Origin of the sequence: Parahaliea mediterranea, from assembly GCF_017255185.1 — a bacterium.
In the GTDB taxonomy this organism is placed as follows: domain Bacteria; phylum Pseudomonadota; class Gammaproteobacteria; order Pseudomonadales; family Halieaceae; genus JAFKCZ01.
Genome location: NZ_JAFKCZ010000021.1, coordinates 1 through 22,953, shown reverse-complemented (window position 1 = coordinate 22,953; position 22,953 = coordinate 1). Strand labels below are relative to the sequence as shown.

17 protein-coding genes and 1 tRNA gene are annotated in these 22,953 nt (G+C 64.7%); 16 read left to right on the top strand and 2 right to left on the bottom strand.

What is annotated here, in order from left to right; all coding sequences use genetic code 11:
* The first annotated feature begins 11 nt into the window (after positions 1 to 11).
* The 14 genes from JYP50_RS20395 (at position 12) to hisC (ending at position 17,174) form a co-directional block, all read left to right on the top strand.
* A complete protein-coding gene (locus tag JYP50_RS20395) occupies positions 12 to 593 on the top strand; it encodes a transglycosylase SLT domain-containing protein (RefSeq protein ID WP_206562449.1) in 582 nt (193 codons plus the stop codon).
* Positions 594 to 818: 225 nt separating this feature from the next.
* Positions 819 to 2,618 (top strand): FAD-dependent oxidoreductase, encoded by a 1,800-nt coding sequence (locus JYP50_RS22215; protein WP_206562417.1) that lies wholly within the window; start codon positions 819 to 821, stop codon positions 2,616 to 2,618.
* Entirely contained in the window at positions 2,615 to 4,486 is a 1,872-nt protein-coding gene (locus tag JYP50_RS20385) for a 2-oxoacid:acceptor oxidoreductase subunit alpha (RefSeq protein WP_206562416.1), read from the top strand. Before JYP50_RS22215 ends, JYP50_RS20385 begins: the two co-directional genes overlap by 4 nt.
* Entirely contained in the window at positions 4,483 to 5,535 is a 1,053-nt protein-coding gene (locus JYP50_RS20380) for a 2-oxoacid:ferredoxin oxidoreductase subunit beta (RefSeq protein WP_206562415.1), read from the top strand. The genes JYP50_RS20385 and JYP50_RS20380 overlap by 4 nt, the downstream gene beginning before the upstream one ends.
* Positions 5,536 to 5,675: 140 nt before the next feature.
* Positions 5,676 to 6,386: a phosphate regulon transcriptional regulator PhoB gene (phoB, locus tag JYP50_RS20375; RefSeq protein WP_206562414.1), complete on the top strand. Its 711-nt coding sequence runs from the start codon at positions 5,676 to 5,678 to the stop codon at positions 6,384 to 6,386.
* Positions 6,383 to 7,696 carry a phosphate regulon sensor histidine kinase PhoR gene (gene phoR / locus JYP50_RS20370; RefSeq protein WP_206562413.1) on the top strand — a complete coding sequence of 438 codons (1,314 nt, stop codon included), beginning with the start codon at positions 6,383 to 6,385 and terminating at the stop codon, positions 7,694 to 7,696. The genes phoB and phoR overlap by 4 nt, the downstream gene beginning before the upstream one ends.
* 75 nt (positions 7,697 to 7,771) lie before the next feature.
* Positions 7,772 to 8,749, top strand: coding sequence for a PstS family phosphate ABC transporter substrate-binding protein (locus JYP50_RS20365; protein ID WP_206562412.1), 978 nt, complete (start codon positions 7,772 to 7,774; stop codon positions 8,747 to 8,749).
* A 69-nt stretch (positions 8,750 to 8,818) separates the two neighbouring features.
* Positions 8,819 to 11,062, top strand: coding sequence for an ABC transporter permease subunit (locus tag JYP50_RS20360; protein ID WP_206562411.1), 2,244 nt, complete (start codon positions 8,819 to 8,821; stop codon positions 11,060 to 11,062).
* Complete coding sequence (gene pstA, locus JYP50_RS20355; protein ID WP_206562410.1) at positions 11,062 to 12,762, top strand: phosphate ABC transporter permease PstA; 1,701 nt, start codon at positions 11,062 to 11,064, stop codon at positions 12,760 to 12,762. The genes JYP50_RS20360 and pstA overlap by 1 nt, the downstream gene beginning before the upstream one ends.
* Before the next feature lie 14 nt (positions 12,763 to 12,776).
* The gene (gene pstB / locus JYP50_RS20350) at positions 12,777 to 13,604 is read left to right on the top strand and encodes a phosphate ABC transporter ATP-binding protein PstB (RefSeq protein ID WP_206562409.1); all 828 of its coding nucleotides are present in this window, start codon (positions 12,777 to 12,779) and stop codon (positions 13,602 to 13,604) included.
* A gap of 47 nt (positions 13,605 to 13,651) precedes the next feature.
* Positions 13,652 to 14,383, top strand: a complete 732-nt coding sequence (gene phoU, locus JYP50_RS20345; RefSeq protein ID WP_206562408.1) for a phosphate signaling complex protein PhoU — start codon at positions 13,652 to 13,654, stop codon at positions 14,381 to 14,383.
* Positions 14,384 to 14,577: 194 nt separating this feature from the next.
* The gene (locus JYP50_RS20340; RefSeq protein ID WP_206562407.1) at positions 14,578 to 15,840 is read left to right on the top strand and encodes a putative porin; all 1,263 of its coding nucleotides are present in this window, start codon (positions 14,578 to 14,580) and stop codon (positions 15,838 to 15,840) included.
* 76 nt (positions 15,841 to 15,916) lie between these two features.
* Positions 15,917 to 15,992: transfer RNA gene (locus JYP50_RS20335), tRNA-Glu, on the top strand.
* A 126-nt stretch (positions 15,993 to 16,118) separates the two neighbouring features.
* Entirely contained in the window at positions 16,119 to 17,174 is a 1,056-nt protein-coding gene (gene hisC / locus JYP50_RS20330) for a histidinol-phosphate transaminase (protein ID WP_206562406.1), read from the top strand.
* Here the strand turns inward: hisC and JYP50_RS20325 are convergent.
* Both JYP50_RS20325 and JYP50_RS20320 read right to left on the bottom strand, forming a co-directional pair.
* Positions 17,171 to 18,292 (bottom strand): beta-ketoacyl-ACP synthase III, encoded by a 1,122-nt coding sequence (locus tag JYP50_RS20325; protein ID WP_206562405.1) that lies wholly within the window; start codon positions 18,290 to 18,292, stop codon positions 17,171 to 17,173. The two genes, hisC and JYP50_RS20325, sit on opposite strands and share 4 nt — an antisense overlap.
* Positions 18,293 to 18,369: 77 nt before the next feature.
* Positions 18,370 to 19,335, bottom strand: coding sequence for a hydrogen peroxide-inducible genes activator (locus JYP50_RS20320; RefSeq protein WP_206562404.1), 966 nt, complete (start codon positions 19,333 to 19,335; stop codon positions 18,370 to 18,372).
* A 132-nt stretch (positions 19,336 to 19,467) separates the two neighbouring features.
* Here JYP50_RS20320 and JYP50_RS20315 point away from each other — a divergent pair, with 132 nt between their 5' ends.
* Together JYP50_RS20315 and JYP50_RS20310 are read left to right on the top strand one after the other, a co-directional pair.
* Complete coding sequence (locus JYP50_RS20315) at positions 19,468 to 20,130, top strand: carbonic anhydrase (RefSeq protein WP_206562403.1); 663 nt, start codon at positions 19,468 to 19,470, stop codon at positions 20,128 to 20,130.
* The gene (locus tag JYP50_RS20310; RefSeq protein WP_206562402.1) at positions 20,117 to 21,766 is read left to right on the top strand and encodes a SulP family inorganic anion transporter; all 1,650 of its coding nucleotides are present in this window, start codon (positions 20,117 to 20,119) and stop codon (positions 21,764 to 21,766) included. The genes JYP50_RS20315 and JYP50_RS20310 overlap by 14 nt, the downstream gene beginning before the upstream one ends.
* The last annotated feature ends 1,187 nt before the right edge of the window (positions 21,767 to 22,953 follow it).

Sequence of the window (22,953 nt, the reverse complement as noted above, 5' to 3'; positions counted from 1 at the left end):
GCCTGATCCTGATGCTGGTGGCTCTGGGAGGTTGCACCACGTCCACGCCGCGCAATGTCGACAACATCTGCAGTATCTTCTTCGAAAAGGGCGACTGGTACGACGAGGCCGCCGACGCCCGCGACGAGTGGGGCAGTCCCATTCCGGTGATGATGGCGATCATGCACCAGGAGTCGCGATTCGTGGCCAAGGCCAAGCCGCCGCGCAAGAAAATCCTCGGATTCATTCCCGGGCCGCGCCCGTCGGATTCCTACGGCTACAGCCAGGCCCTGAAATCCACCTGGAAAGGCTACAAGCGCGACGCCGGGCGCTACGGCGCGGACCGCGACGACTTTGGCGACGCCATCGATTTCATCGGCTGGTACAACCACCAGTCATGGAAGCGCAGCGGCATTGCCCGCAACGACGCCTACCACCTTTACCTCGCCTACCACGAGGGCCACGGCGGTTATAACCGTGGCAGCTACCGCAGCAAGGCCTGGCTGCGCAAGGTCGCCGGCAAGGTCAAAACGCGCGCGTCGCGCTACACCACCCAACTCGCCGCCTGCGAGGAGGAGCTGCAGGACGACGGTTGGTTCTTCGGCTTGTTCTAGCCCCCGCTTTTCGCTTCCCGGCTTCACGGCGGCCCGGTTTAATATGCCGCGCGCCGCGGTACAAATACTCCTTAGCTGTTGTATTGCATAGTAATTACGTCCACTCGCGGGTGAAATGCGTAAGCAGCTATGACAAACTTGTTAACAGAATATTTTTAAAACGGCCCGTCACGGGCCTATAACGATGCGCGGGGTAGTGTCACCGCGCAGGAGTAGAGCGCTGCCGTGGAACCAACCGACGTCACCAATCCCGAGTACTTTCACAAGGTGGTGGACTGCCAGTTCGCCTGTCCCGCCCACACGCCGGTACCAGAGTACATTCGCCTGATCGCCGCCCAGCGGTACACCGACGCCTACATGGTCAACTGGGAATCCAACGTGTTTCCCGGCGTGCTCGGCCGTACCTGCGACCGCCCCTGCGAGCCCGCCTGCCGCCGCGGCCGGGTGGAAGAGGAGCCGGTGGCGATTTGCCGCCTCAAGCGGGTGGCGGCGGACAACAAGGGCAGCATCGCCGATCGCCTGCCCCAGGTCCCGGCGGAGAAAAACGGCAAGCGCATCGCCTGTATCGGCGCCGGTCCGGCGTCGCTGACCGTGGCCCGTGACCTGATGCCGCTGGGTTATGACATCGATATCTACGACAACCAGGTGGCCGGCGGCGGCATGATGCGCAGCCAGATCCCGTCCTTCCGCCTGCCCATCGAGGTGCTCGACGAGGAAGTGAACTACATCCTCGACATGGGAGTGACCACGTTCTTCGACCTCGAGGTCACCAGCTTGCGCGACATCCTCGACAAGCAGTACGACGCGGTGTTCGTCGGCACTGGCGCTCCCCGGGGCAAGTGCCTCAACCTGCCGGGCCTGGAGGAGGCCGGCGACGCCGTGCACATTGGCATCGACTGGTTGGCCAACGTGGCCTTCGATCACGTCGACAGTGTCGGCAGGAAAGTGCTGGTGCTGGGCGGGGGCAATACCGCCATGGATTGCTGCCGGACTTCCAAGCGGCTCGGTGGTGACGACGTGCGGGTGGTGGTGCGCAGTCCCTTCGCCGACATGAAGGCCTCCCCCTGGGAAAAAGAAGACGCCATGCACGAGGGCATTCCCATCTACGACAACCACACCCCGAAGGAATTCGTGGTGGAGGACGGTGTGCTCAAGGGCATGTATTTCGAGAAGGTCGAGGCCCGTTACGACGAGAATGGCAAGCGCAGCCTGGTGCCCACCGGCGAGGACTGGGTGTTCATGGAGGCGGATGACGTGCTGATGGCCATCGGCCAGGAGAACGCCTTCCCCTGGATCGAGCGCGACCTGGGTATCGAGTTCGACAAGTGGGACATGCCGGTGGTCGATACCACTACCTTCCAGTCCAGCAACGACAAGGTGTTTTTCGGTGGCGACGCAGCCTTCGGTCCGGAGAACGTCATTACCGCGGTGGCCCACGGCCACCAGGCCGCGATCAGTATCGACCTGTTCTGCCGCGGCGAGTCGGTGGCCGACCGGCCGCCGCCGCGCACCAACCTGCTGAGCCAGAAAATGGGCATTCACGAGTGGAGCTACGACAACGCCGTGGAGGCCGACCAGCGCTATATCGTGCCCCTGGCGCCGCTGGACAAGGCCCTGGGCGACCGCCGGGTGGAAGTGGAGCTGGGCTTTGACCAGGATACCGGTTTCAAGGAAGCCGAGCGCTGCCTCAACTGCGACGTGCAGACTGTGTTCGAGGAGTCGCGCTGCATCGAGTGCGACGCCTGCGTGGACATCTGCCCGACCGATTGCATCAGTTTCGTCGACAACGCCGAGGAGAGTGAACTGCGCGCCCGGCTCAGCGCCCCCGCCGGCAACCTGGCGCAGGATCTCTATGTCTCCGAGGTGCTGCCCACCACCCGGGTGATGGTCAAGGACGAGAACGTCTGCCTGCACTGCGGCCTGTGCGCGGAGCGCTGTCCCACCACCGCCTGGGACATGCAGAAGTTTCTCTACAATGTGACCAAGGCGGGGCAAGCCCAGCAGGCAGGGGGAGTGTCAGCATGAAGTCCCTGGAAGCGGTCAACGAATTCGTCATCAAATTCGCCAATGTGAACGGCACCGGCTCCGCCAGTGCCAATAACCTGTTCGCCAAGGCGCTGTTCCGCATGGGGCTGCCGGTCAGTCCCAAGAACATCTTCCCCTCCAACATCCAGGGCCTGCCCACCTGGTACGAGGTGCGGGTCAGCGAGAAGGGCTACCTGGGGCGCCGCGGCGGGGTGGACATCATGCTCTCGGTGAATCCCCAGAGCATGCCCCAGGATATCAAGGAAGTGGAGCCGGGCGGCTATTTCATCTACGACAACACCAAGCCCCTGGACCTGCGCCTGATCCGCAATGACGTCAATATTATCGGCCTGCCGCTGACCCGGATCTGCAACGAGCAGTACAAGGACCCGCGCCAGCGCCAGCTGTTCAAGAACGTGATCTATGTCGGTGCCCTGGCGGCGCTGCTGGACATGGACTTTGCGGTGATTACCGAGCTGGTCGGCGACCAGTTCAAGGGCAAGGAAAAGCTGGTGCTGCCCAACATCCATGCCCTGGAGCTCGGGCACCAGTACGTGAAGGCCAACCTCGAGTGCCCGATCGGCATTCGCGTGCGCAAGAGCGACCAGGTGGGCGACAAAATCCTGCTCGATGGCAACACCGCCCTCGGCCTCGGCGCCATCTACGGCGGCGCCACGGTCGCGGCCTGGTACCCGATCACGCCCTCCACCTCGGTGGTGGACGCCTATGAGCGCTATGCCAAGCGCCTGCGCATCGACCCGGGCACCGGCAAGAAAAACTACGCCATCCTGCAGGCGGAGGATGAACTGGCCGCGATGGGCATGGTGATCGGCGCCAGCTGGAACGGCGCCCGGGCCTTCACCGCGACCAGCGGTCCGGGCCTGTCGTTGATGAGCGAGTTCCTGGGGCTGGCCTATTTCGCCGAGATTCCCACCGTGCTGTACGATGTGCAGCGCGCGGGGCCCTCCACCGGCATGCCCACCCGCACCCAGCAGTCGGACGTGTTGTCGGCGGCCTATGCCTCCCACGGCGACACCAAACAGGTGCTGCTGTTTCCCGCCACGCCAAGGGAGTGTTTCGATTTCGGCGCGTTGTCCTTCGACCTGGCGGAGCGCCTGCAGACACCGATCATCCTGATGACCGATCTCGACCTGGGCATGAACGACAACATGTCCGAGCCCCTGGAGTGGGACGACGAGCGCAAGTACGATCGCGGCAAGGTGCTGGGCGCGGAGGATCTCGACAAACTCGAGCGCTTCGGCCGCTACCTCGACGTGGACGGCGACGGCATCTGCTATCGCACCTATCCCGGCACCCACCCGGACAAGGGCGCCTTCTTCACCCGCGGCACGTCACGGGACGAGTATGCGATATACACCGAGCGCGGCGAGGAGTACGAGAAGAACATGCACCGCCTGATGGCCAAGTGGGAGACCATCAAGCAGCACGTGCCGGCGCCGGAGACCGTGCGCTGCGAACAGGCCACCGACGCCGCGGTGCTGTACTACGGCACCAGCGAGGAGTCCTCGCGCGAGGCCCTGGACTACCTGGCCGAAGAGGGTATCCACCTCAACGCCATGCGCGTGCGCGCCTTCCCCTTCAGCGACGAGGTGGAAGCCTTCCTGCACGAACACGAGCGGGTTTTCGTGATCGAGCAGAACCGGGACGCCCAGTTGCGCACCCTGTTGATGGCCGAGTTCGAACTGGGGCCGGACAAGCTGAAATCGGTGCTGTGTTTCGACGGCACGCCGATCAGCGCGCGCAACATCCGCAAACAGATCCTGATGCAAATGCCGGGGCACAACGTGACCCCGCTGCGCCGCGAGCGCATCGTGGGCGGCACCGGGCAGGGGGAGAACAGAGCATGAGTTACCAGGTACCGAAGTTTCGCCATCCCGAGCTGCCGGTCAACGAGCTGGGCTACACCCGCGCGGACTACGAGGGGGCCATATCCACCCTCTGCGCCGGCTGTGGCCACGACTCCATTTCCGGCTCCATCGTGCGCGCCTGCCACGAGCTGTCCATCGAGCCCCACAAGATCGCCAAGCTCTCGGGGATCGGTTGTTCCTCCAAGGCGCCGACCTATTTCCTGGGCAAGTCCCACGGCTTCAACTCGGTGCACGGGCGCATGCCCTCGGTGGCCACCGGCGCGGCGATGGCCAATCGCGACCTGCTCTACCTCGGGGTGTCCGGCGACGGCGACACGGCCTCCATCGGCATGGGCCAGTTCACCCACGCCATCCGGCGCAACCTGAACATGGTCTATATCGTCATGAACAACGGCTGCTACGGCCTGACCAAGGGGCAGGACTCGGCCACCGCCGACGAGGGTTCGGCGAGCAAGAAGGGCGATCCCAACCCCTTCGGCGCCATTGACCTGCCCGGCCTGGCGCTGCAGCTTGGCGCCACCTTCGTGGCGCGCAGCTTCTCCGGCGACAAGGGCCAGCTGGTGCCGCTGATCAAGGCGGGCATGACCCACCGCGGCTTTGCCCTGATCGACGTGGTGTCGCCCTGCGTGACCTTCAACAACAACGACGCCTCCACCAAGAGCTACGAGTTCGTGCGCGAACACGCCGAGGCCACCGGAACCGTGGACTTCGTGCCCATGCGCGAGGAGATCACCACCAGCTACGAGCCCGGCCACAGCCAGGAAGTGACCATGCACGACGGTTCGGTGCTGCACCTGCACAAGCTGGCCGAGGACCTGGACCCCTTCGATCGCGCCTCCGCCATGCTGGCGCTGGAGCGTCACCGCGCCGCGGGCAGCATCCTCACCGGCCTGATCTACATGGACAAGGATTCGCGGGACCTGCACGAGGTGCTCGATACCAGCCGGCGGCCCCTGAACGGCCTGGGGGAGGAGGATCTCTGCCCGGGCAACAAGGTGCTGCAGAATATCAATCACAGCCTGCGGTAGCGGGGGCTGCGGCAATCCGAAACAGGAATATCTCGCGTTTGTCACGAGAATGTCATAATTTCATCATCTAATAGGCTCCCTGACGGGCTGTTGCGAAACAGCCTGCGCACTATCAACGGAGCGTTAGGGATGAATGACCGATGAATGAACGCAAGGTGCTGATCGTCGACGACGAATTCGCCATTCGTGACATGCTGCGGATGGCGCTGGAAATCGCCGAGTTCCGCTGTCTGGAGGCCGAGAATATCCACGAGGCTTTTACCCTGGTAGTGGACGAGCGCCCCGACATCATTCTGCTGGACTGGATGCTGCCTGGGGGCAGTGGCCTGGAGATGCTGCGCCGCCTCAAGCGCAACGATACCACCCGCGATATCCCGGTGGTCATGCTCACCGCCAAAACCGCGGAGGACAATGTGATCCAGGGTCTGGACGTGGGGGCCGATGACTACATCACCAAGCCCTTCGCCCCGCGGGAGTTGATTGCCCGCATCAAGGCGCTGCTGCGGCGGGTGTCCGGCGGCGACCAGACCGACCGTATCCAGGTTGCCGACCTGGTGCTGGACGGCGAGAGCCGCCGCATCTTCCTGGCCGACGAGCCGGTGGACATGGGGCCCACCGAGTTCAATCTGTTGCAGTTCTTCATGTCGCACCCCGAGCGGGCCTACACCCGCAACCAGTTGCTGGACCAGGTCTGGGGCGCCAATGTCTATGTCGAGGAGCGCACGGTCGACGTGCATATCCGGCGCCTGCGCAAGGCCCTGCAAACCGCCACCGCCGACTACAGCAACCTGATCCAGACGGTTCGCGGTACCGGCTACCGCTTTTCGAGCAGGGGAGTTCCGGCGCGGTGAGATTGCCCGGAAGCTGGCTGCTGGAGGTCCAGCGGCTCGGCCTCTTGATCCTGGCCGGCGCCGCTATCGGCTGGCTGTTCGACCGGCCCTTTGTCGGTGTCGCCCTGGTGACGGTGGTCTACGCTGCCCACTGGCTCCACCAGCTGCTGCGCATTCGCCGCTGGCTGGAGGACCCGGAGCAGTCCCCCCCCGAGGGCCTGGGTATCTGGGGCGAGGTCTACGACCAGATTTACCACCTGCAGCGGCGCAATCGTGAGGGCTACGCCCGGCTGCAGTCCATGGTGGATTACCTGCAGGACTCCTTCGCCGCCATGCGCGATGGCGTGGTCATGGTGGACGAGGGTGGCGCCATTGAGTGGAGCAACGCCGCGGCCCAGCACTTGCTGGGGCTGCAATACCCGCGCGACCGGGGGCAGTCGCTGCTGAATCTGGTGCGCATTCCCGAATTCCACAAGTATTTCCTCGCGGGGCAGTACGCGGAACCCCTGCAGTTGCGCCTGAGCGGCGAAACGCAGCAGGTGTTGCAGTGTGAGGTGACACCCTTCGGGGCCGGCGATCGCCTGGTGTTCGTGCGCGACATTACCAAGATGGCGCGACTGGAGCAGATGCGTCGCGACTTCGTCGGCAATGTGTCCCACGAACTGCGGACGCCGCTGACGGTGATCAAGGGCTACCTGGATACCATTCTGGCCAACAGCGATCAGCTGGACCGGCGCTTTGTGCGCCCCCTCCAGCAGATGGAGCAGCAGGCCGGGCGCATGGAGAACCTGCTCAAGGATCTGCTGTGGCTGTCCCGCATCGAGAGCGTGCGCAGCCAGGACAAGTATGAAATGGTGGATATGGTGGCGCTGCTGGAGGAGCTCGCCGACGAATTGCAGACCTCCCATCCGGGGCGCCGCCTGGAAATCCAGCTGGAGACCCGGGATCGCATCAAGGGTGATTATCGGGAACTGCACAGCGCGATCTCCAACCTGGTCCTCAACGCGTTCAAATACAGCGACGATGACAGTTTGGTGACGGTTTCGTGGCGTCGCCGGGGCGAGCACTGCCTGCTGAGCGTGCAGGATCGGGGCATCGGCATCGCCGAGAACCACATTCCCCGGATTACCGAGCGATTTTACCGGGTGGATGACAGCAGGTCGTCGCAAACGGGCGGTACCGGGCTGGGGCTGGCGATCGTCAAGCACGTCGCCGCGGCCCACCGGGCGGAGCTCAGCGTGGATAGCAAACCGGGGGTGGGGAGTACCTTTTCCCTGGCGTTTCCGGCCTCCGGCATGGAATCCCGCCCCGATTCACGGCGCTCTGCATAAAAATGTCACAAAAGTGTCATATATTGCGGTTAATGTAGGCGCCACTCGCCACCCACTTCGCTGGACGGAGTCGTTATGAGCAAAATTACCGCCCAGGTCAAATCGGCGTTCCTCGCCGCCGGCCTGTTTGTCGCAAGTGCTGGCTGGGCCGCTGGTGGGGCAGGGGAGCTGCCCGACTACCGGGTAGCCAGCGGGGTATCCGGCAACCTGTCCAGCATCGGCTCGGACACCCTGGCCAACCTCATGACCCTGTGGGCGGAGGAATTCAAGCGGGCCTATCCCAACGTCAATATCCAGATCCAGGCCGCCGGCTCGTCCACCGCGCCGCCCGCGCTCACCGAGGGCACCGCCAATATCGGGCCCATGAGCCGCAAGATGAAAGACAAGGAAATCGAAGCCTTCGAAACCCGCTATGGCTACAAGCCCACCGCGGTGCCGGTGGCGATCGACGCGCTGGCGGTCTATGTACACAAGGACAACCCCATTGCCGGACTGACCATCCCCGAGGTGGACGCGGTATTTTCCTCCACCCGCCGCTGCGGGGCGCCGCGCGATGCCGGCACCTGGGGCGATCTCGGCATGGAGGGCGCCTGGGCGGCGCGGGATATCCAGCTTTTCGGCCGCAACTCGGTATCCGGTACCTACGGTTATTTCAAGGAAGAGGCCCTGTGCAAGGGCGATTTTAAAAACACCGTCAACGAGCAGCCCGGTTCCGCCTCTGTTGTGCAGTCGGTATCCACCTCCATCAACGGTATCGGCTATTCCGGCATCGGCTACCAGACTTCCAGTGTGCGCGCCGTGCCCCTGAGCAGAAAGGCGGGCGGCGGCACCGTCGCGGCCACGCCGGAAAACGCGGTCAATGGCAGTTACCCCCTGGCGCGCTTTCTCTATGTTTATATCAACAAGGCGCCGAACCAGGCCTTGTCGCCGCTGCTGAGTGAGTTCATCAGGATGGTCTATTCGCGGCAGGGCCAGGAGGTCGTGCTGAAGGATGGCTACATTCCGCTGCCCCCGGCCGTGGTGGATCGGGTCAAGGCCCAACTGGACCTGTGAAGCGGGGCCGGCGCGCGGGGCCGCTTCCGCAGCGGCCCTTTTTCATTGTCTACAGGATGTAGAGAGTAGATGAGCAAGCTCAGCGAATACGCACCGGCCCATCGGGCCCGGTTGCGGCACACCAAGGATCGCCTGGCGACGGCGGGCATTACCGCGGGGGGCGCCGGCGTACTGCTGGCCATCCTGCTGATCTTTTTCTATTTGCTGTACGAGGTGGTGCCCCTGTTTAGCGGTGCCGGGATTGAGGCCGGGGAGCGCACGCCCTGGAACGGTCCGGTGCCGGCCTATCTCGCGGTGGAAGAGCAGGGCGAGGTGGGCTTCGCCGTGGCTCCCGATGGCGCCGCCCGCTTTTTTGACATTGCCTCCGGGGCGGTGATCGAGACCCTCGACCTGGCCGGCGACCGCGCGGCGGTCACCGTGGTCGCGGCGGAGGCCCCCCAGAGTCGCCTGCTGGCCCTCGGCCACGCCGATGGCGGGGTCAGTCTGGCGCGGCACGATTACAAGCTCAGCTATCCCGGGGGCGAGCGCGAAATCACGCCGGAGCTCTCCCGGCCCTATGCCGACCAGGCCCTGTCGCTGGGGCGGGGCGCGGTGACCGCGCTGGCGGTCAGCGATACCGAGGATGCCCTGGTCGTGGTCGGCGAGGTGGCTGGCGAGGGCCTGCGCGGCACCCGTTTCCGGCGTCAGGAGAGCTTTCTCACCGGTGAAACCACGCTGGAGGAGGAGGCCCTGGTACTGCCGACGCTGGCCGGCGATACCGCGGCGCTCTTCATCGGTTCCGGGCAGCGCTGGTTGTACCGCATCGACAGCGCGGGGGATTTCACCGTGGTCGACCTGCAGCGCAGCGGCGCCGCCGGCGCCCTGGCGATCGCGGCCACCGGCAAGCTGTTCGAGGGCGGCGGGGGGCTGTCGACCAGTGCCATGCTGCTGGGCGGCATCTCCCTGCTGGCGGCCTCCGACCGCGGCGAACTGGTGCAGTACTTCATGGTCCGCGACGAGCAGTCCGGGCACCGCTTCCACCGCGTGCGCGACTTCGATACCCGCGGCGTGGTGGTGGCGCGGATCCTTCCCGAGCACCGGCGCAAGGGCTTCCTGGCCCTGGGCCGCGACGGCGAGCTGCAGATCTATCACACCACCGCCCACCGTCGCCTGTATTCGCGGGAAGTGGGCGCGCCCGGGCGGGAGGGCGCCGCGGCCATTGCCCCCCGGGGCGACGCCCTGATTTACATCGGCGGCGATGGTCAACTGGCCCACTGGGCGGTGGACAACGAGCACCCGGACGTGTCCTGGTCGGCGCTTTGGGATGAGGTCTGGTACGAGAGTTACGACGAACCGGCCCATATCTGGCAGTCCTCGGCGTCCAACAACGACTTCGAGCCCAAGTACAGTTTTGCCCCGCTGGCTTTCGGCACGCTCAAGGCCGCGTTCTACACCATGCTGATCGCGGCGCCGCTGGCGATCTGCGGCGCCATCTACACCGCCTATTTCATGGCGCCGGCGCTGCGTCGCAAGATCAAGCCGATGATCGAGCTGATGGAGGCGCTGCCGACCGTTATCCTGGGCTTCCTCGCCGGCCTGTGGCTGGCACCCTTTATCGAGGACAAGCTCACCGGCGTATTCGCCCTTCTGGTATTCATGCCGTTGGGCATATTGTCGTTCGCCTTCGCCTTCTCCCGCCTGCCGGTAATGCTGCGCCGGCGCGTGCCCGAGGGCTGGGACGCGGCGATCTTGCTGCCGGTGGTGGTGCTGATCGGCTACCTGAGTTTCGCCGCCAATGATCCCCTGGAGCTGGCCCTGTTCGGCGGCGACATGCGCCTGTGGATCACCCGGGAGCTGGGTATCTCCTTCGACCAGCGCAATTCGTTGGTGGTGGGTATCGCCATGGGCATGGCGGTGATTCCCACCATCTTCTCCATCGCCGAGGACGCGATTTTCTCCGTGCCCCGGCACCTGAGCGACGGCAGCCTGGCCCTGGGGGCGACGCCCTGGCAGACCCTGGTCGGGGTGGTGTTGCCCACCGCCAGTCCGGGCATTTTCTCCGGTTTGATGATCGGGCTCGGGCGGGCGGTCGGCGAAACCATGATCGTGCTGATGGCCACCGGCAACACCCCGATCATGGACGCGAATATTTTCGAGGGCATGCGCACCCTGTCGGCCAATATCGCGGTGGAGGTGCCCGAGGCCGAGGTGGATAGCACGCACTACCGGGTGCTGTTCCTGGCGGCCTTCGTGCTGCTCCTGTTTACCTTCGTGTTCAACACCATCGCGGAGCTGGTGCGCCAGCGGCTGCGGGTCAAATACGGTTCCCTGTAATGGCGATTGCGGATATTCACGAGCGCGGCGGCCGGGGCCTGCTGCCCTGGATCAAGAGCGGCGAGCCCATGATCTGGCTCAACGCCGCGGCGGTGAGCCTCAGCGTGGTCGCCGTGCTCGGCCTGTTGTTTTTGCTGGCGGTGCGCGGCTTCAGCCACTTCTGGCCGCGGGACGTGATGCTGGTGAACGCCACCTACCAGGGGCAGGAGCGTGTGCTGCTGGGTGAGGTGGTCGAGCAAGTCCAGGTGTCCGGCGAGCAGTTGCGCGAAGCCGGCTTCGAACTCGCGGGGGCGGGGCCCTTCTATGGCCGCTCGCTGATCAAGCAGGGCAACCGCGATTTTTTCCCCAGTGATTTCGTGTGGGTGCTGGACGAGCAGCTCGGTGAGCGTCGCTACCCCGCTCATGTCATGGTGGTAGAGCGCCTGGAGTGGGGCAACTTCTACGGCACCCTGATCTCGGTCAGCCGCGACGGCGAATTGCTCGCCGACGCCAGCGGCGAGCCGGCGGCGCTGTGGCGGGCATTCCAGGACTTGATCGACGAGACCCTGGCGGTACGTGAACAGATCGGGGATATCGAGCGCGGCGAGATCGGCGCCAACAACTACCAGATGGAGCGCCTGCGCCTGCGCGAACGCTCCCTGGAGCTGGAGGGCGCGCTCGACACGGCGGCCCAGGCGGAGCTGGCGGCGGAGCGGGCGGCCCTGGACGTGCGCTACGCGGCGCTGCAGGAAGCGTTGTACGCCCTTTATGACAGCGTCGACGGCTTTACCTACGGCGCCCGCCTGGCGGACGGGCGCGAGGTGGAACTGCCGGTCTCCAAGGTGGTGCGGGCGTTCCGGCCCAACGCCATGGATACCGCCGACAAGGCCTGGATGTACCTCAAGAAACTCTGGGAGTTCCTCAGCGCGGAACCCCGCGAGGCCAATACCGAGGGCGGGGTGTTCCCGGCCATGTTCGGCACGGTACTGATGGTCATCCTGATGTCGATCATGGTGACCCCCTTCGGGGTAGTGGCGGCGGTGTACCTGCGCGAATACGCCCGCCAGGGCTTCGTCACCCGCACCATCCGGGTGGCGGTGAACAACCTGGCCGGGGTGCCCTCCATTGTTTACGGGGTATTTGGCCTGGGTTTCTTCGTCTATTTTGTGGGCGGCGAGATCGACCAGCTGTTGTTCCGCGAGGCGCTGCCGAGCCCGACCTTCGGCACGCCCGGCCTGATGTGGGCCTCGTTGACCCTGGCGCTGCTGACCCTGCCGGTGGTAATCGTGGCCACCGAGGAGGGCCTGGCGCGTATTCCCAAGTCCATTCGCGAGGGCAGCCTCGCCCTGGGGGCCACGCGCGCCGAGACCCTGTGGCGGGTGGTGTTGCCGATGGCCAGCCCGGCGATGATGACCGGCCTGATCCTGGCGGTGGCGCGGGCCGCCGGGGAAGTGGCGCCGCTGATGCTGGTCGGGGTGGTGAAACTGGCGCCGACCCTGCCGCTGGACGGCAACTACCCCTACCTGCACCTGGACCAGAAATTCATGCACCTGGGCTTCCATATCTACGATGTGGGTTTCCAAAGCCCCAACGTGGAGGCGGCGCGGCCACTGGTCTATGCTACCGCCTTGCTGTTGGTGATTCTGATCGCGCTGCTGAACTTTACCGCGGTCCACCTGCGCAATCGCCTGCGCGAACGCTACAAATCACTGGAAAACTAGGACAGGACACTAGGATGCAAAACCACGCCATCGACATCCAGGCGCTGCGTCGCGGCCCGCTGCAGGATGAGGACGCGGCGCCGCCGGTCACCAGCCTGGCGGTGAACCAGCTCAGCCTGTTCTACAACCAGGACGCCCAGGCGCTGTACGATATCAACCTGGAAATTCCCAAGCAGCGGGTGACCGCGTTCATTGGCCCCAGCGGCTGCGGCAAGTCCAGTTTGCTGCGCTGCATCAACCGCATGAATGACCTGGTGGACGGTTGCCGGGTGCGGGGGCAGATCCTGCTCGACGGCGAGGACATTTACGATCGTCGCGTCGATGTCGCCAACCTGCGCCGGCGCATCGGCATGGTGTTCCAGAAGCCCAACCCCTTTCCCAAGTCGGTTTACGAAAACGTCGCCTACGGGCTGCGTATCCAGGGCATCAACAAGAAGCGCATCCTCGACGAGGTAGTGGAGAAGTCCCTGCGCGCCGCGGCGCTGTGGGAAGAGGTGAAGGATCGCCTGCACGAGAGTGCGCTGGGCATGTCCGGCGGCCAGCAGCAGCGCCTGGTGATCGCGCGCACCATCGCCGTGGAGCCGGAGGTATTGCTGCTGGACGAGCCGGCCTCGGCCCTGGACCCGATTTCCACGCTCAAGATCGAAGAGCTGATTTACGAACTGAAATCCCGCTACACTATTGTTATTGTTACGCATAACATGCAACAGGCCGCGCGTGTGTCGGACATGACGGCCTTTATGTACATGGGCAAGCTGGTGGAGTTCGACTCCACCGATGCCATTTTTACCAACCCGGCCCAGAAGCAAACCGAGGACTACATCACTGGTCGTTACGGTTAGGCTTCGGCCAGCAGCCTGCGCGACGCAGCCTGTGAGGAGTGTTCCGGATGTTGCAACAGGATAGCTACAAGCAACATATTTCAGCCCAGTTCAACGCCGAACTGGAAGCGGTCAAGAACCACCTGCTGGAAATGGGTGGCCTGGTCGAGCAACAGATCGGCCGGGCGGTGGAGGCCCTGCTGGCCCGCGACAGCGGCGATGCCGAGCAGATCATCGAGGACGACCAGCAGGTCAACCAGCTGGAAGTGAGTATCGACGAGGAGTGCTCGCGCATCCTCGCCCGCCGCCAGCCCGCCGCCAGCGACCTGCGCCTGGTGTTCGCCATCGCCAAGGTGACCACCGACCTGGAGCGCATCGGCGACGAGGCCGCCAAGATCGCCCGGCAGGCGGTGCGGGCGTCGGAGGAGGGGGTCTCGCCGAGCAATTTCGTCGAGATCCGCCACATCGGCAACCATGTGGCGTCCATGTTGCGCAAGTCGCTGGACGCCTTTGCGCGGCTGGATGTCGACATGGCGGTCGAAACCATCGTGCAGGACGGTTCGGTGGATACCGAGTACGCCAGCGCCATGCGCAGCCTGGTGACCTTCATGATGGAGGACCCGCGCACCATCGGCCCGGTACTCAATGAGATGTGGGCCCTGCGCAGCCTGGAGCGCGTGGGGGACCACGCGAGCAATATTTCCGAACACGTCGTCTACCTGGTTCGCGGGCTCGATGTGCGGCATATCGAGCCGGACGAGCTGGTGGCCCAGGTCGAGGAAGCCGAGCGGGGCGCCTAGGGCGCCCCGCGACTCCCGCTATTTCGGGCGTTTCGCCCACTTCTTTTTTCCCCGATTGTTGTCGGACACCGTCGATACTGGCCCCGGTGTGGGGTCATGTTGAAAAAATAATTTGTCTGTAACATTGCTTTAACAAAAATGACATAAAATTGTCGCAAATTCGTCATCAATGATTTCAGCACGGGGAAAGGTCCATGAGGAAGCAGCTGATGGGTTTGTGCATCGCTGGCACGCTGGCCGCGGCGCCCGCAACCGCGGCGGTCAGCGAGCGCGATTTCGCCCAATTGCGCGCCGAGATGGGGGCGCTTGTCGACCGGGTCGAGGCTCTGGAACGGGAAAACGCCCACCTTCGCGAGCTGGTGGCGGACGAGGGCGGTGTCGAGGGCGCCGCGGTGGTGGTGGCTCCGGCGCGTGAGCGGCCTTTGGACTGGAGCGAGCGTATAAAGCTATCCGGGGATTTCCGCTATCGCTACGAAGAGATCGACGTGGAGGACCTGGCCACCCGCGATCGCAATCGCATACGCGCCCGGGCCCGGATCACCGCGCGCCTGCCCGGCAATGTGGAGGTCGCAACGGAAATCGCCACCGGCGGCGACAACCCGCTATCCGCCAACCAGACCCTGGGTGGCGGTGCCACGCGCAAGGACCTGGGCCTGAACCTGGCCTACGCGCGCTGGCGGCCGGTGGAGGGCGCCTACCTGACCGCCGGCAAGATGAAAAACCCTTTCTACCGCCCCGGCGATACCGGGATGTTGTGGGACGATGACTACAACCCCGAGGGCATTGGCGCCGGTTGGGCGGGGGATCGCTGGTTCGTCCACGGGCTGGTCAGCTGGCTCGAAAGCGACAGCGTCGCCGACAACAAGCAGGCGACCTCGGGCCTGCAGGGCGGGATCAAGCTCGCCCTGGGCGATGCCCGGCTCACCACCGGGCTGGGATACTTTGACATCCCGGTGGCGGGGGAGGCCCCGTTCTTCGGCGGTCCGGACGTATTTTTTGGCAACTCCTTCAGTTGCGTCGACCCCGATGTGCGCGAGCAGTGCCGCTATCGCTATGACTACGAGGAGCTGGAGTGGTTTGCCGCACTCGATTTCAGCGCCTTTTCGCTGCCGGCGGTGCTGTATGCCGATGCGGTCCAGAACCTGGCCGCGGACGACTTCGACCGGGGTTGGCTGGTGGGCTTGCGTCTGGGTGAGGCCGGGGCGCGCGGCACCTGGGAGCTGGGCTACCAGTACGAAGACCTCGAGGCCGATGCGGCTTTGGGCCTGGTCACCGACTCCAATTTCGCCGCCGGCGGCACCGATGGCAGGGGCCACAAGCTCTACGGCATGTATGCGCTTGAGCGCGGCGTGAAGCTCGGCTTGACCTGGTTTATCAACAATGAATTTGGCGCCGATCGCCAGCCCCGCGCCCTGACCTACGACCGTGTGATCCTGGACGCGCGCTTCAAGTATTAATGTACGTTGCGCGCTTGCAATGCGCGGCGCGCTGAGTACAATAGCGCGCTTCCGATCCAGCGTGATCGGGAACTGCGTCCCCTTCGTCTAGTGGTCTAGGACACCGCCCTTTCACGGCGGGAACAGGGGTTCGAACCCCCTAGGGGACGCCACTTCGCACCGCGCGCCCGCACCGGGAGCGGTACACAAAAAAGCCCGGCAATGCCGGGCTTTTTTGTGTTTGTTATTCAAGCTGTGCGTAACTTTTTCACCACTCTGTTGGGGCCGGGGGAGTACATATGAGCCGTTTCTGGAGCGCAATCACGCAGCAACTGACACCCTATGTGCCCGGTGAGCAGCCGCGCCACCAGCGGCTGGTGAAGCTCAACACCAACGAGTCGCCCTTCGATCCCTCGCCCGCGGTAATGCGGGCCATCGCCACGACGACCGGCGACATGTTGCGCCGCTATCCGGACCCGGAATCCGTCGCCCTGCGCGAGGCGATAGCGGACCGTTTTGATCTGCGGGCGGAGCAGGTGTTTGTGGGCAACGGCTCGGACGAAGTCCTGGCGCATGCTTTCCAGGGCCTGTTAAAGCACGCCGCGCCCATTCTGTTTCCGGACATCACCTACAGTTTTTACCCGGTCTGGGCGCAACTCTACGGCGTCGAATTCAAGACCGTGCCGCTGCGCGCTGACTTCAGCGTAGACGTTGCGGATTACCGCCGCGACAACGGCGGCATTATTTTGCCCAACCCCAACGCGCCCACCGGGGTGCCACTGGCCCTGGCCGAGGTGCGCCGCCTGCTGGAGGGCAACCGCGACAGCGTGGTGGTCATCGACGAGGCCTATGTGGACTTCGGTGGAGAATCCGCGGCGGCGTTGGTGCCGGAATTCGATAACCTGCTGGTGGTGCACACCTTGTCCAAGTCGCGGGCCCTGGCCGGGCTGCGGGTGGGCTATGCCCTTGGTCAGGAGCCCCTGATCGAGGGTTTGGGACGGATCAAGAACTCCTTCAATTCCTACCCCCTGGACGTGCTGGCCCAGCGCGCCGCCCTGGCGTCGCTGGAAGACGAAGCCTGGTTTCGCGACTGTTGCGCGCAGGTGATCGACAGCCGGGAATTCCTGCGCGAGGGGCTGGAACAGCTGGGTTTCGAGGTTCTGCCCTCGGCGGCCAACTTCCTGTTCGCGAGTCACCCCGAGAGGGAGGCGGGAGCCTTGTTTTCGGCGCTGCGGGAGCAGGGCATCATCGTGCGCTATTTCAACAAGCCGCGCATCGACCAGCACCTGCGGATCAGCATCGGTACGCGGGAGGACTGCCAGGCGTTGCTGGCAGCCCTGGAGGCCATGCTCTAGCGCTTCTCCAGCACCACGCTGCCGATGCTGTAGCCGGCGCCGAAGGAGCACAGCACACCGATATCGCCCGGGGCCAGGTCGGCGCGGTGCTTGTGAAAGGCGATCACCGAGCCGGCGGAGCTGGTGTTGGCGTATTCGTCGAGGATAGTGGGCGCCTCTTCGGCGGTGGCCTCGCGGCCCAGGACTTTCCTGGCGATCAGCTGGTTCATGCTCAGGTTGGCCTGGTGCAGCCACATGCGGCGCAGCTGCGTGGGCGCGATGTCGAGGGATTCCAGTTGTGCCGACATCTGCCGCGCCACCGTCGGGCACACTTCCTTGAAGACCTTGCGCCCCTCTTGTACGAACAGCTTGTCGGGCTGGCCGATGCCGCTCTCGTCACCGCGGTTGAGAAAGCCGAAATTGTTGCGGATGTTGTTGGAATAGATGGTTTGCAGCTTGCTATCCAGGATACGATAGGTGTCGCCGCTGGTGGCGCTGTTGCCGCGCTCCACGATGACCGCCGTGCACACGTCGCCGAAGATGAAATGGGAGTCGCGGTCGCGGAAATTGAGGTGGCCGCTGCAAATTTCCGGATTGACCATCAGCACGCATCGGGCACTGCCGTTGGCCACCGCGTCCCGCGCCTGCTGGATGCCGAAGGTGGCGGACGAGCAGGCCACGTTCATGTCGAAGCCGAAGCCCTCGATGCCGAGCGCGGCCTGGATTTCGACCGCCATGGCGGGGTAGGGGCGCTGCATGTTGGAGGCGGCGACGATAACGGCGTCGATGTCGGCCGCGCTTTTGCCCGCCTGCGCCATCGCCTCGCGGGCGGCGGCCACGGCCATTTCGCACTGTACCGAGGGCTCGTCGTTACCGCGTTCCGGGATGCGCGGCACCATGCGCCGCGGGTCGAGAATACCGGATTTGTCCACTACGTAGCGCGAGCGGATGCCGGAGGCCTTGACGATGAATTCCTCCGAGGAGTGCTGCAGCGCCGTCACCTCACCCGCCTCGATGGCGGCGGCATGGTCGCGGTTGAAGTCGTCGACGTACTGGTTGAACGCGGCGACCAGCTCGGCATTGCTGATCGATTGCGGCGGCGTGTACAGCCCCGTGCCGCTGATGACAATCTCTGTCATGCCTGGTGCTCCTGTCGGTAGATAAACGCGTAGTTTACCGCGAATCCCCCGGCATGGCCGTTCGAAAACGCAAAAATTTAGCGGCGCGCGCCGCGGGATTTGTACTTGCCGGCCAGGCTGATCGCCTTGCCCAGCCGCAGGCCGACGATGTCGATGATGTCCGACGACAGGCGGCGGTAGAAGTGGCGGCTGGGCGCTCCCGCGCGCCAGGCCAGGCCGTGTTCACGCGTCAGTGTCATGCCTTGCAGATCGCACACGTGCAGGGCTTCCGGCCGGTGCATCTCGGAGTGGATGTACAGCGCCGGCAGGAAGGCCGTGCCCAGGCCCATCACCACCATTTGCCGCAGGGTGTCCAGGCTGGTGCCCTCGTAGTCGCGCTGGATGACCGCGCCGAGGTTGGCGCAGGCCTCCTTGACCAGGCTGTGGATGTGGTGCTGGGCCTCGAGGGTCAGCACTTTCTCGCCGCGCAGTTGCCGGGGGCGTACCACGGATCGCCCGGCCAGCGGGTGGTCGGCGGGAATCACGTAGCGCAGGGGTTCGGTGAACATGGCCTGGACGACCAGGCCCCGCGCGTCCAGGGGCAGGGGCAGGATGGCCAGGTCCAGGGCGCCGCTGCGCAGTTCCTGCAGCAGGATCTGGTGCGGTTGCTCGCGGACGTAAAGTTTCAGGCCGCTGTGGCGCTGGTGCAACTCGGGCATGACATGGGGCAGCAGATAGGGGCCCAGGGTGGGCGGCACTCCCAGTCGGTAGGTGGCCTGGTGGCCCTCGCTGGCGACCGCTGCGTGTTCGCGCAGGGTGCGCATGGCGGCGATGACTTCCCGCGCGTGGGGCAGTAATTCCCGGCCTTCCGGGGTGAGGTGGGTGCCGCTGCGGGAGCGCTCAAGCAGGGCCACCTTGAGACCGTTCTCTAGCGCGGAAATCTGCGCGGTCAGGGCGGGTTGACTGATCGCGAGTTCCTCCGCCGCGCTGCGGTAATTCAGGTGTCTGGCGACGGCGTCGAAGTACTGTAGCTGGCGGATTGTCGGGGGGTTGGGATCGCGCATGGGAACTGTCTCGTCGGGGCTGTGATAGTTAAAACTTATCAAGAAATAGCAGATACAACTATGAAATTATCAGGGTAACGTATTTTCCAAGCAAGCCAGTCCATATTTCACTGTTCACGACAAGGAGCTACGATGGATCACGTTGTATCAGGCGTCGCCAAATTCCAGCGGGAAGTTTTCCCCGACAAGGCCGACAGCTTTCGCGAGCTCGCCACCGGTCAGCAGCCGGAAGTGTTGTTTATCACCTGCGCGGATTCGCGCATCGACCCCAACCTCATCACCCAGACCGAACCCGGTGAATTGTTCATCTGCCGCAACGCCGGCAACGTGGTGCCGCCCCACAGCAACCAGACCGGCGGCATGACCGCTTCCATCGAGTACGCCGTGGCGGTGTTGGGTGTCGAGCACATCATCGTCTGCGGGCATACCGATTGCGGCGCCATGAAGGGCGCGCTCAATCCGCAGTCCCTGGAATCCCTGCCACACGTGCGCGAATGGCTGGGCCACTGCCGCGCCGCGGTGGAGGTGGTGCGGGAGCAGCGCGGGGAGCTGGGGGCGGAGCACCTGGACTGCGTGACCATGGAAAATATCGCCCTGCAGATGCAGCATCTGCGCACCCACCCCACAGTGGCCGCCAAGCTGGCCGCCGGCAAGGTGACGCTTCACGGCTGGCTGTACAACATCGGCACCGGCGAGGTGCTGCGTTACGACGCCGAGAGCCGCGCCATGGTGCCCCTGTCCGAAGTGGACCTCCCCTCGGGTCGCAGCCAAGGGGGCAGCCGTGCTCAAGCTTGATACCAGCAACCTGCGCGGGGATATCGCCGGCGGTATCACCGCCGGCGTAGTGGCCCTGCCGCTGGCCATCGCCCTCGGCGTGGCCTCGGGCCTGGGCGCCATGGCCGGCCTCTACGGCGCCATCGTTCTCGGCTTCTTCGCCGCCCTGGCCGGCGGCACGCCCTCGCAAATTTCCGGTCCCACCGGCCCCATGGTGGTGGTGCTGGCGGGGCTGTTCGCCAGTCTTTCCGGTGATGTGGAGCTGGTATTCACCGCGGTGATGCTGGCCGGTGTGCTGCAGATCGTTTTTGGCCTGCTGGGTATCGGTGAATACATCCGCCTGGTGCCTTACCCGGTGATTTCCGGCTTCATGTCGGGTATCGGCGCGATCATTATCATCCTGCAGCTCGGACGCCTGCTGGGCCACGCCCCGCCCGGCGAGCCGATCGGCGCCATCACCTACCTGCCCACGGCCCTGGCAGATATCAATTTCGCGGCCCTGGCCCTGGGCCTGGGCACGCTGGCGGTGACCTACCTCTGGCCCTCGAGCTGGGGACGCTACCTGCCGGCGCCGCTGGCGGCTCTGATCCTCGGCACGCTGCTGGCGCTGGCCGCCTTCGACGTGCCGGTGCTGGGGGCGATCCCGAGCGGCCTGCCGAGCCTGCACCTGCCGACCTTCGATCGCGACAGCCTGTTCCTGGTGGCGGAGGCGGCGGTGATCCTCGCCATTCTGGGGGCCATCGACAGCCTGCTGACGTCGCTGGTGGCGGACAATATCACCCGCACCCGCCACGACAGCAACCGCGAACTGGTGGGGCAGGGCATCGGCAACGGCCTGGCCGGCCTGCTGGGCGGTATCGCCGGCGCCGGCGCCACCATGCGCACGGTGGTCAATGTCCGTTCCGGCGGCCGCGGCCGCATTTCGGGCATGACCCACGCCCTGGTGCTGCTGGCCATCGTGCTGGGTTTGGGGCCGCTGGCCGCGAATATTCCCCATGCGGTGCTGGCGGGCATTCTGGTGAAGGTGGGCCTGGATATCATCGACTGGAGCTACCTGAAGCGCGCCCACAAGGGACCGCGCTGGGACCTGGCGTTGATGGTGCTGGTGCTGGGCCTGACGGTGTTCGTGGACCTGATCACGGCGGTGGCGGCCGGCGTGGTGCTGGCGGCCCTGGCCTTTGTGCGCCAGGTGGCCAACACCCAGGTGCAGTCGCTGAAGAACCTGCCGGAGCACCTGGATTCGCCGGAGGAGAAGGCGTTGCTGGAGGCCACCCAGGACAAGGTGTCGCTGTTTGATTTCGGCGGCCCGCTGAGCTTCGGCGCGGCGGCGGACCTGGGGCACCATGTGCGGGAGTACAGTGAGCCGGGTACGCGGATCCTGATCCTGGATTTCACCCGGGTGCCTTTCCTGGACCTGTCGGCGGCGCTGGCGATCGAGACCATTGCGACGGACGCGAGGGCGAGCGGCAAGGCGCTGTACCTGGCGGGCATGAGCGCGGAGGTGAAGGATGTGCTGCACGGCCTGAACGGCGGCACGCCGGGGGATGACGCTTTCGCCACGCGCCTGGAAGCCCTGGAAGCGGCCAAGGCGGCACTCTCGGGGCGCGATGGCGGCTCCCGGGCGCGGCCGGGGCGGATGTCGCCGGCCTACCAGTAGGTTCTTTTCACGACCGTGCAGGCCGCCCCATTGTTGGATGGGGCGGCCTTTTTGTATCTGGCCCGGTGGTTGGGCGGCGGTCTTGCTTGCGGTGGTTGCATCTTATGGGCTTGGGCTTGGGCTTGGGCGGTTTTCCGGGGCCTGGGGTTGTCTGGGTTGTTGAAGCTATGTGGGCTGGGGCAGGGCTGGAAGTTTGGAACCTTGGAACCTTGGAACCTCGGAGCCTCGGAACCTCGGAGCCTTGGAACCTTGGAACCTTGGAACCTTGGAACCTTGGAACCTTGGAGCCTCGGAGCCTCGGAGCCTCGGAGCCTCGGAGCCTCGGAGCCTCGGAGCCTTGGAGCCTTGGAGCCTCGGAGCCTCGGAGCCTTGAAGCCTTGAAGCCTTGGAGCTTTGGAGCTTTGGAGCTTTGGAACCTTGGAACCTTGGAACCTAGAAGCCTAGTGGGCTTGGGAGCGTGGAATTTCGGAGGCGGCCTGGCGGCCGCTGCGTCGCTCCGGCGCAGGCCAGGTGCTTTTTGGCCCTCTGCTCCGGGGCATGCGGTGCGTCTGCCTTGTTGCTTCTTGCGGGGGGCGTTGCCTCGGGGCTCTGTTGGTCGACCCGGGCGATACTGATGGCTGGGTGAGGTTGTTTGGGGGGTGTCCGGGCGAGTGGGCTGCGGGTTTGCTGCCAATAAGTGGATGCGGAGTTCGCACCGACCCCTGCGCGCCGGGCCAAAAAGACCTGACCTACCCCGGATCAACGCGGGGTGCCAATCGGTGGGTGAGGGTGCAATTGTCCGGCCTGGGGTTGGTCGAATGAATTCGACCCTACAGGGGGGCTGCCTGTCCTTGTAGGGCGGAATTCATTCCGCCGTTTTTTTGTTCGAATAAATTCGACCCTACAGGGGGGCTGCCTGTCCTTGTAGGGCGGAATTCATTCCGCCGCTTTTTTGGTCGAATGAATTCGACCCTACAGGGGGGCTGCCTGTCCTTGTAGGGCGGAATTCATTCCGCCGCTTTTTGGTCGAATAAATTCGACCCTACAGGGGGGCTGCTTGTCCTTGTAGGGCGGAATTCATTCCGCCGCTTTTTGGTCGATGAGATGGTCTCCTCCCCTCTCCAACGGCGTCGCGATGCGCCAAGATAGAGATGTACATCCTATCTGCACGGGATGAGGAGGAGACCATGAACAAGACTACGGTAATT

Coding starts and splice junctions, on each gene's coding strand:
- JYP50_RS20395 (WP_206562449.1), top strand. CDS start 12: ATGCTGGTGGCTCTGGGAGGTTGCACCACGTCCACGCCGCGCAATGTC.
- JYP50_RS20385 (WP_206562416.1), top strand. CDS start 2,615: ATGAAGTCCCTGGAAGCGGTCAACGAATTCGTCATCAAATTCGCCAAT.
- JYP50_RS20380 (WP_206562415.1), top strand. CDS start 4,483: ATGAGTTACCAGGTACCGAAGTTTCGCCATCCCGAGCTGCCGGTCAAC.
- phoB (WP_206562414.1), top strand. CDS start 5,676: ATGAATGAACGCAAGGTGCTGATCGTCGACGACGAATTCGCCATTCGT.
- JYP50_RS20365 (WP_206562412.1), top strand. CDS start 7,772: ATGAGCAAAATTACCGCCCAGGTCAAATCGGCGTTCCTCGCCGCCGGC.
- JYP50_RS20360 (WP_206562411.1), top strand. CDS start 8,819: ATGAGCAAGCTCAGCGAATACGCACCGGCCCATCGGGCCCGGTTGCGG.
- pstA (WP_206562410.1), top strand. CDS start 11,062: ATGGCGATTGCGGATATTCACGAGCGCGGCGGCCGGGGCCTGCTGCCC.
- pstB (WP_206562409.1), top strand. CDS start 12,777: ATGCAAAACCACGCCATCGACATCCAGGCGCTGCGTCGCGGCCCGCTG.
- phoU (WP_206562408.1), top strand. CDS start 13,652: ATGTTGCAACAGGATAGCTACAAGCAACATATTTCAGCCCAGTTCAAC.
- JYP50_RS20340 (WP_206562407.1), top strand. CDS start 14,578: ATGAGGAAGCAGCTGATGGGTTTGTGCATCGCTGGCACGCTGGCCGCG.
- hisC (WP_206562406.1), top strand. CDS start 16,119: ATGAGCCGTTTCTGGAGCGCAATCACGCAGCAACTGACACCCTATGTG.
- JYP50_RS20325 (WP_206562405.1), bottom strand. CDS start 18,292: ATGACAGAGATTGTCATCAGCGGCACGGGGCTGTACACGCCGCCGCAA.
- JYP50_RS20320 (WP_206562404.1), bottom strand. CDS start 19,335: ATGCGCGATCCCAACCCCCCGACAATCCGCCAGCTACAGTACTTCGAC.
- JYP50_RS20315 (WP_206562403.1), top strand. CDS start 19,468: ATGGATCACGTTGTATCAGGCGTCGCCAAATTCCAGCGGGAAGTTTTC.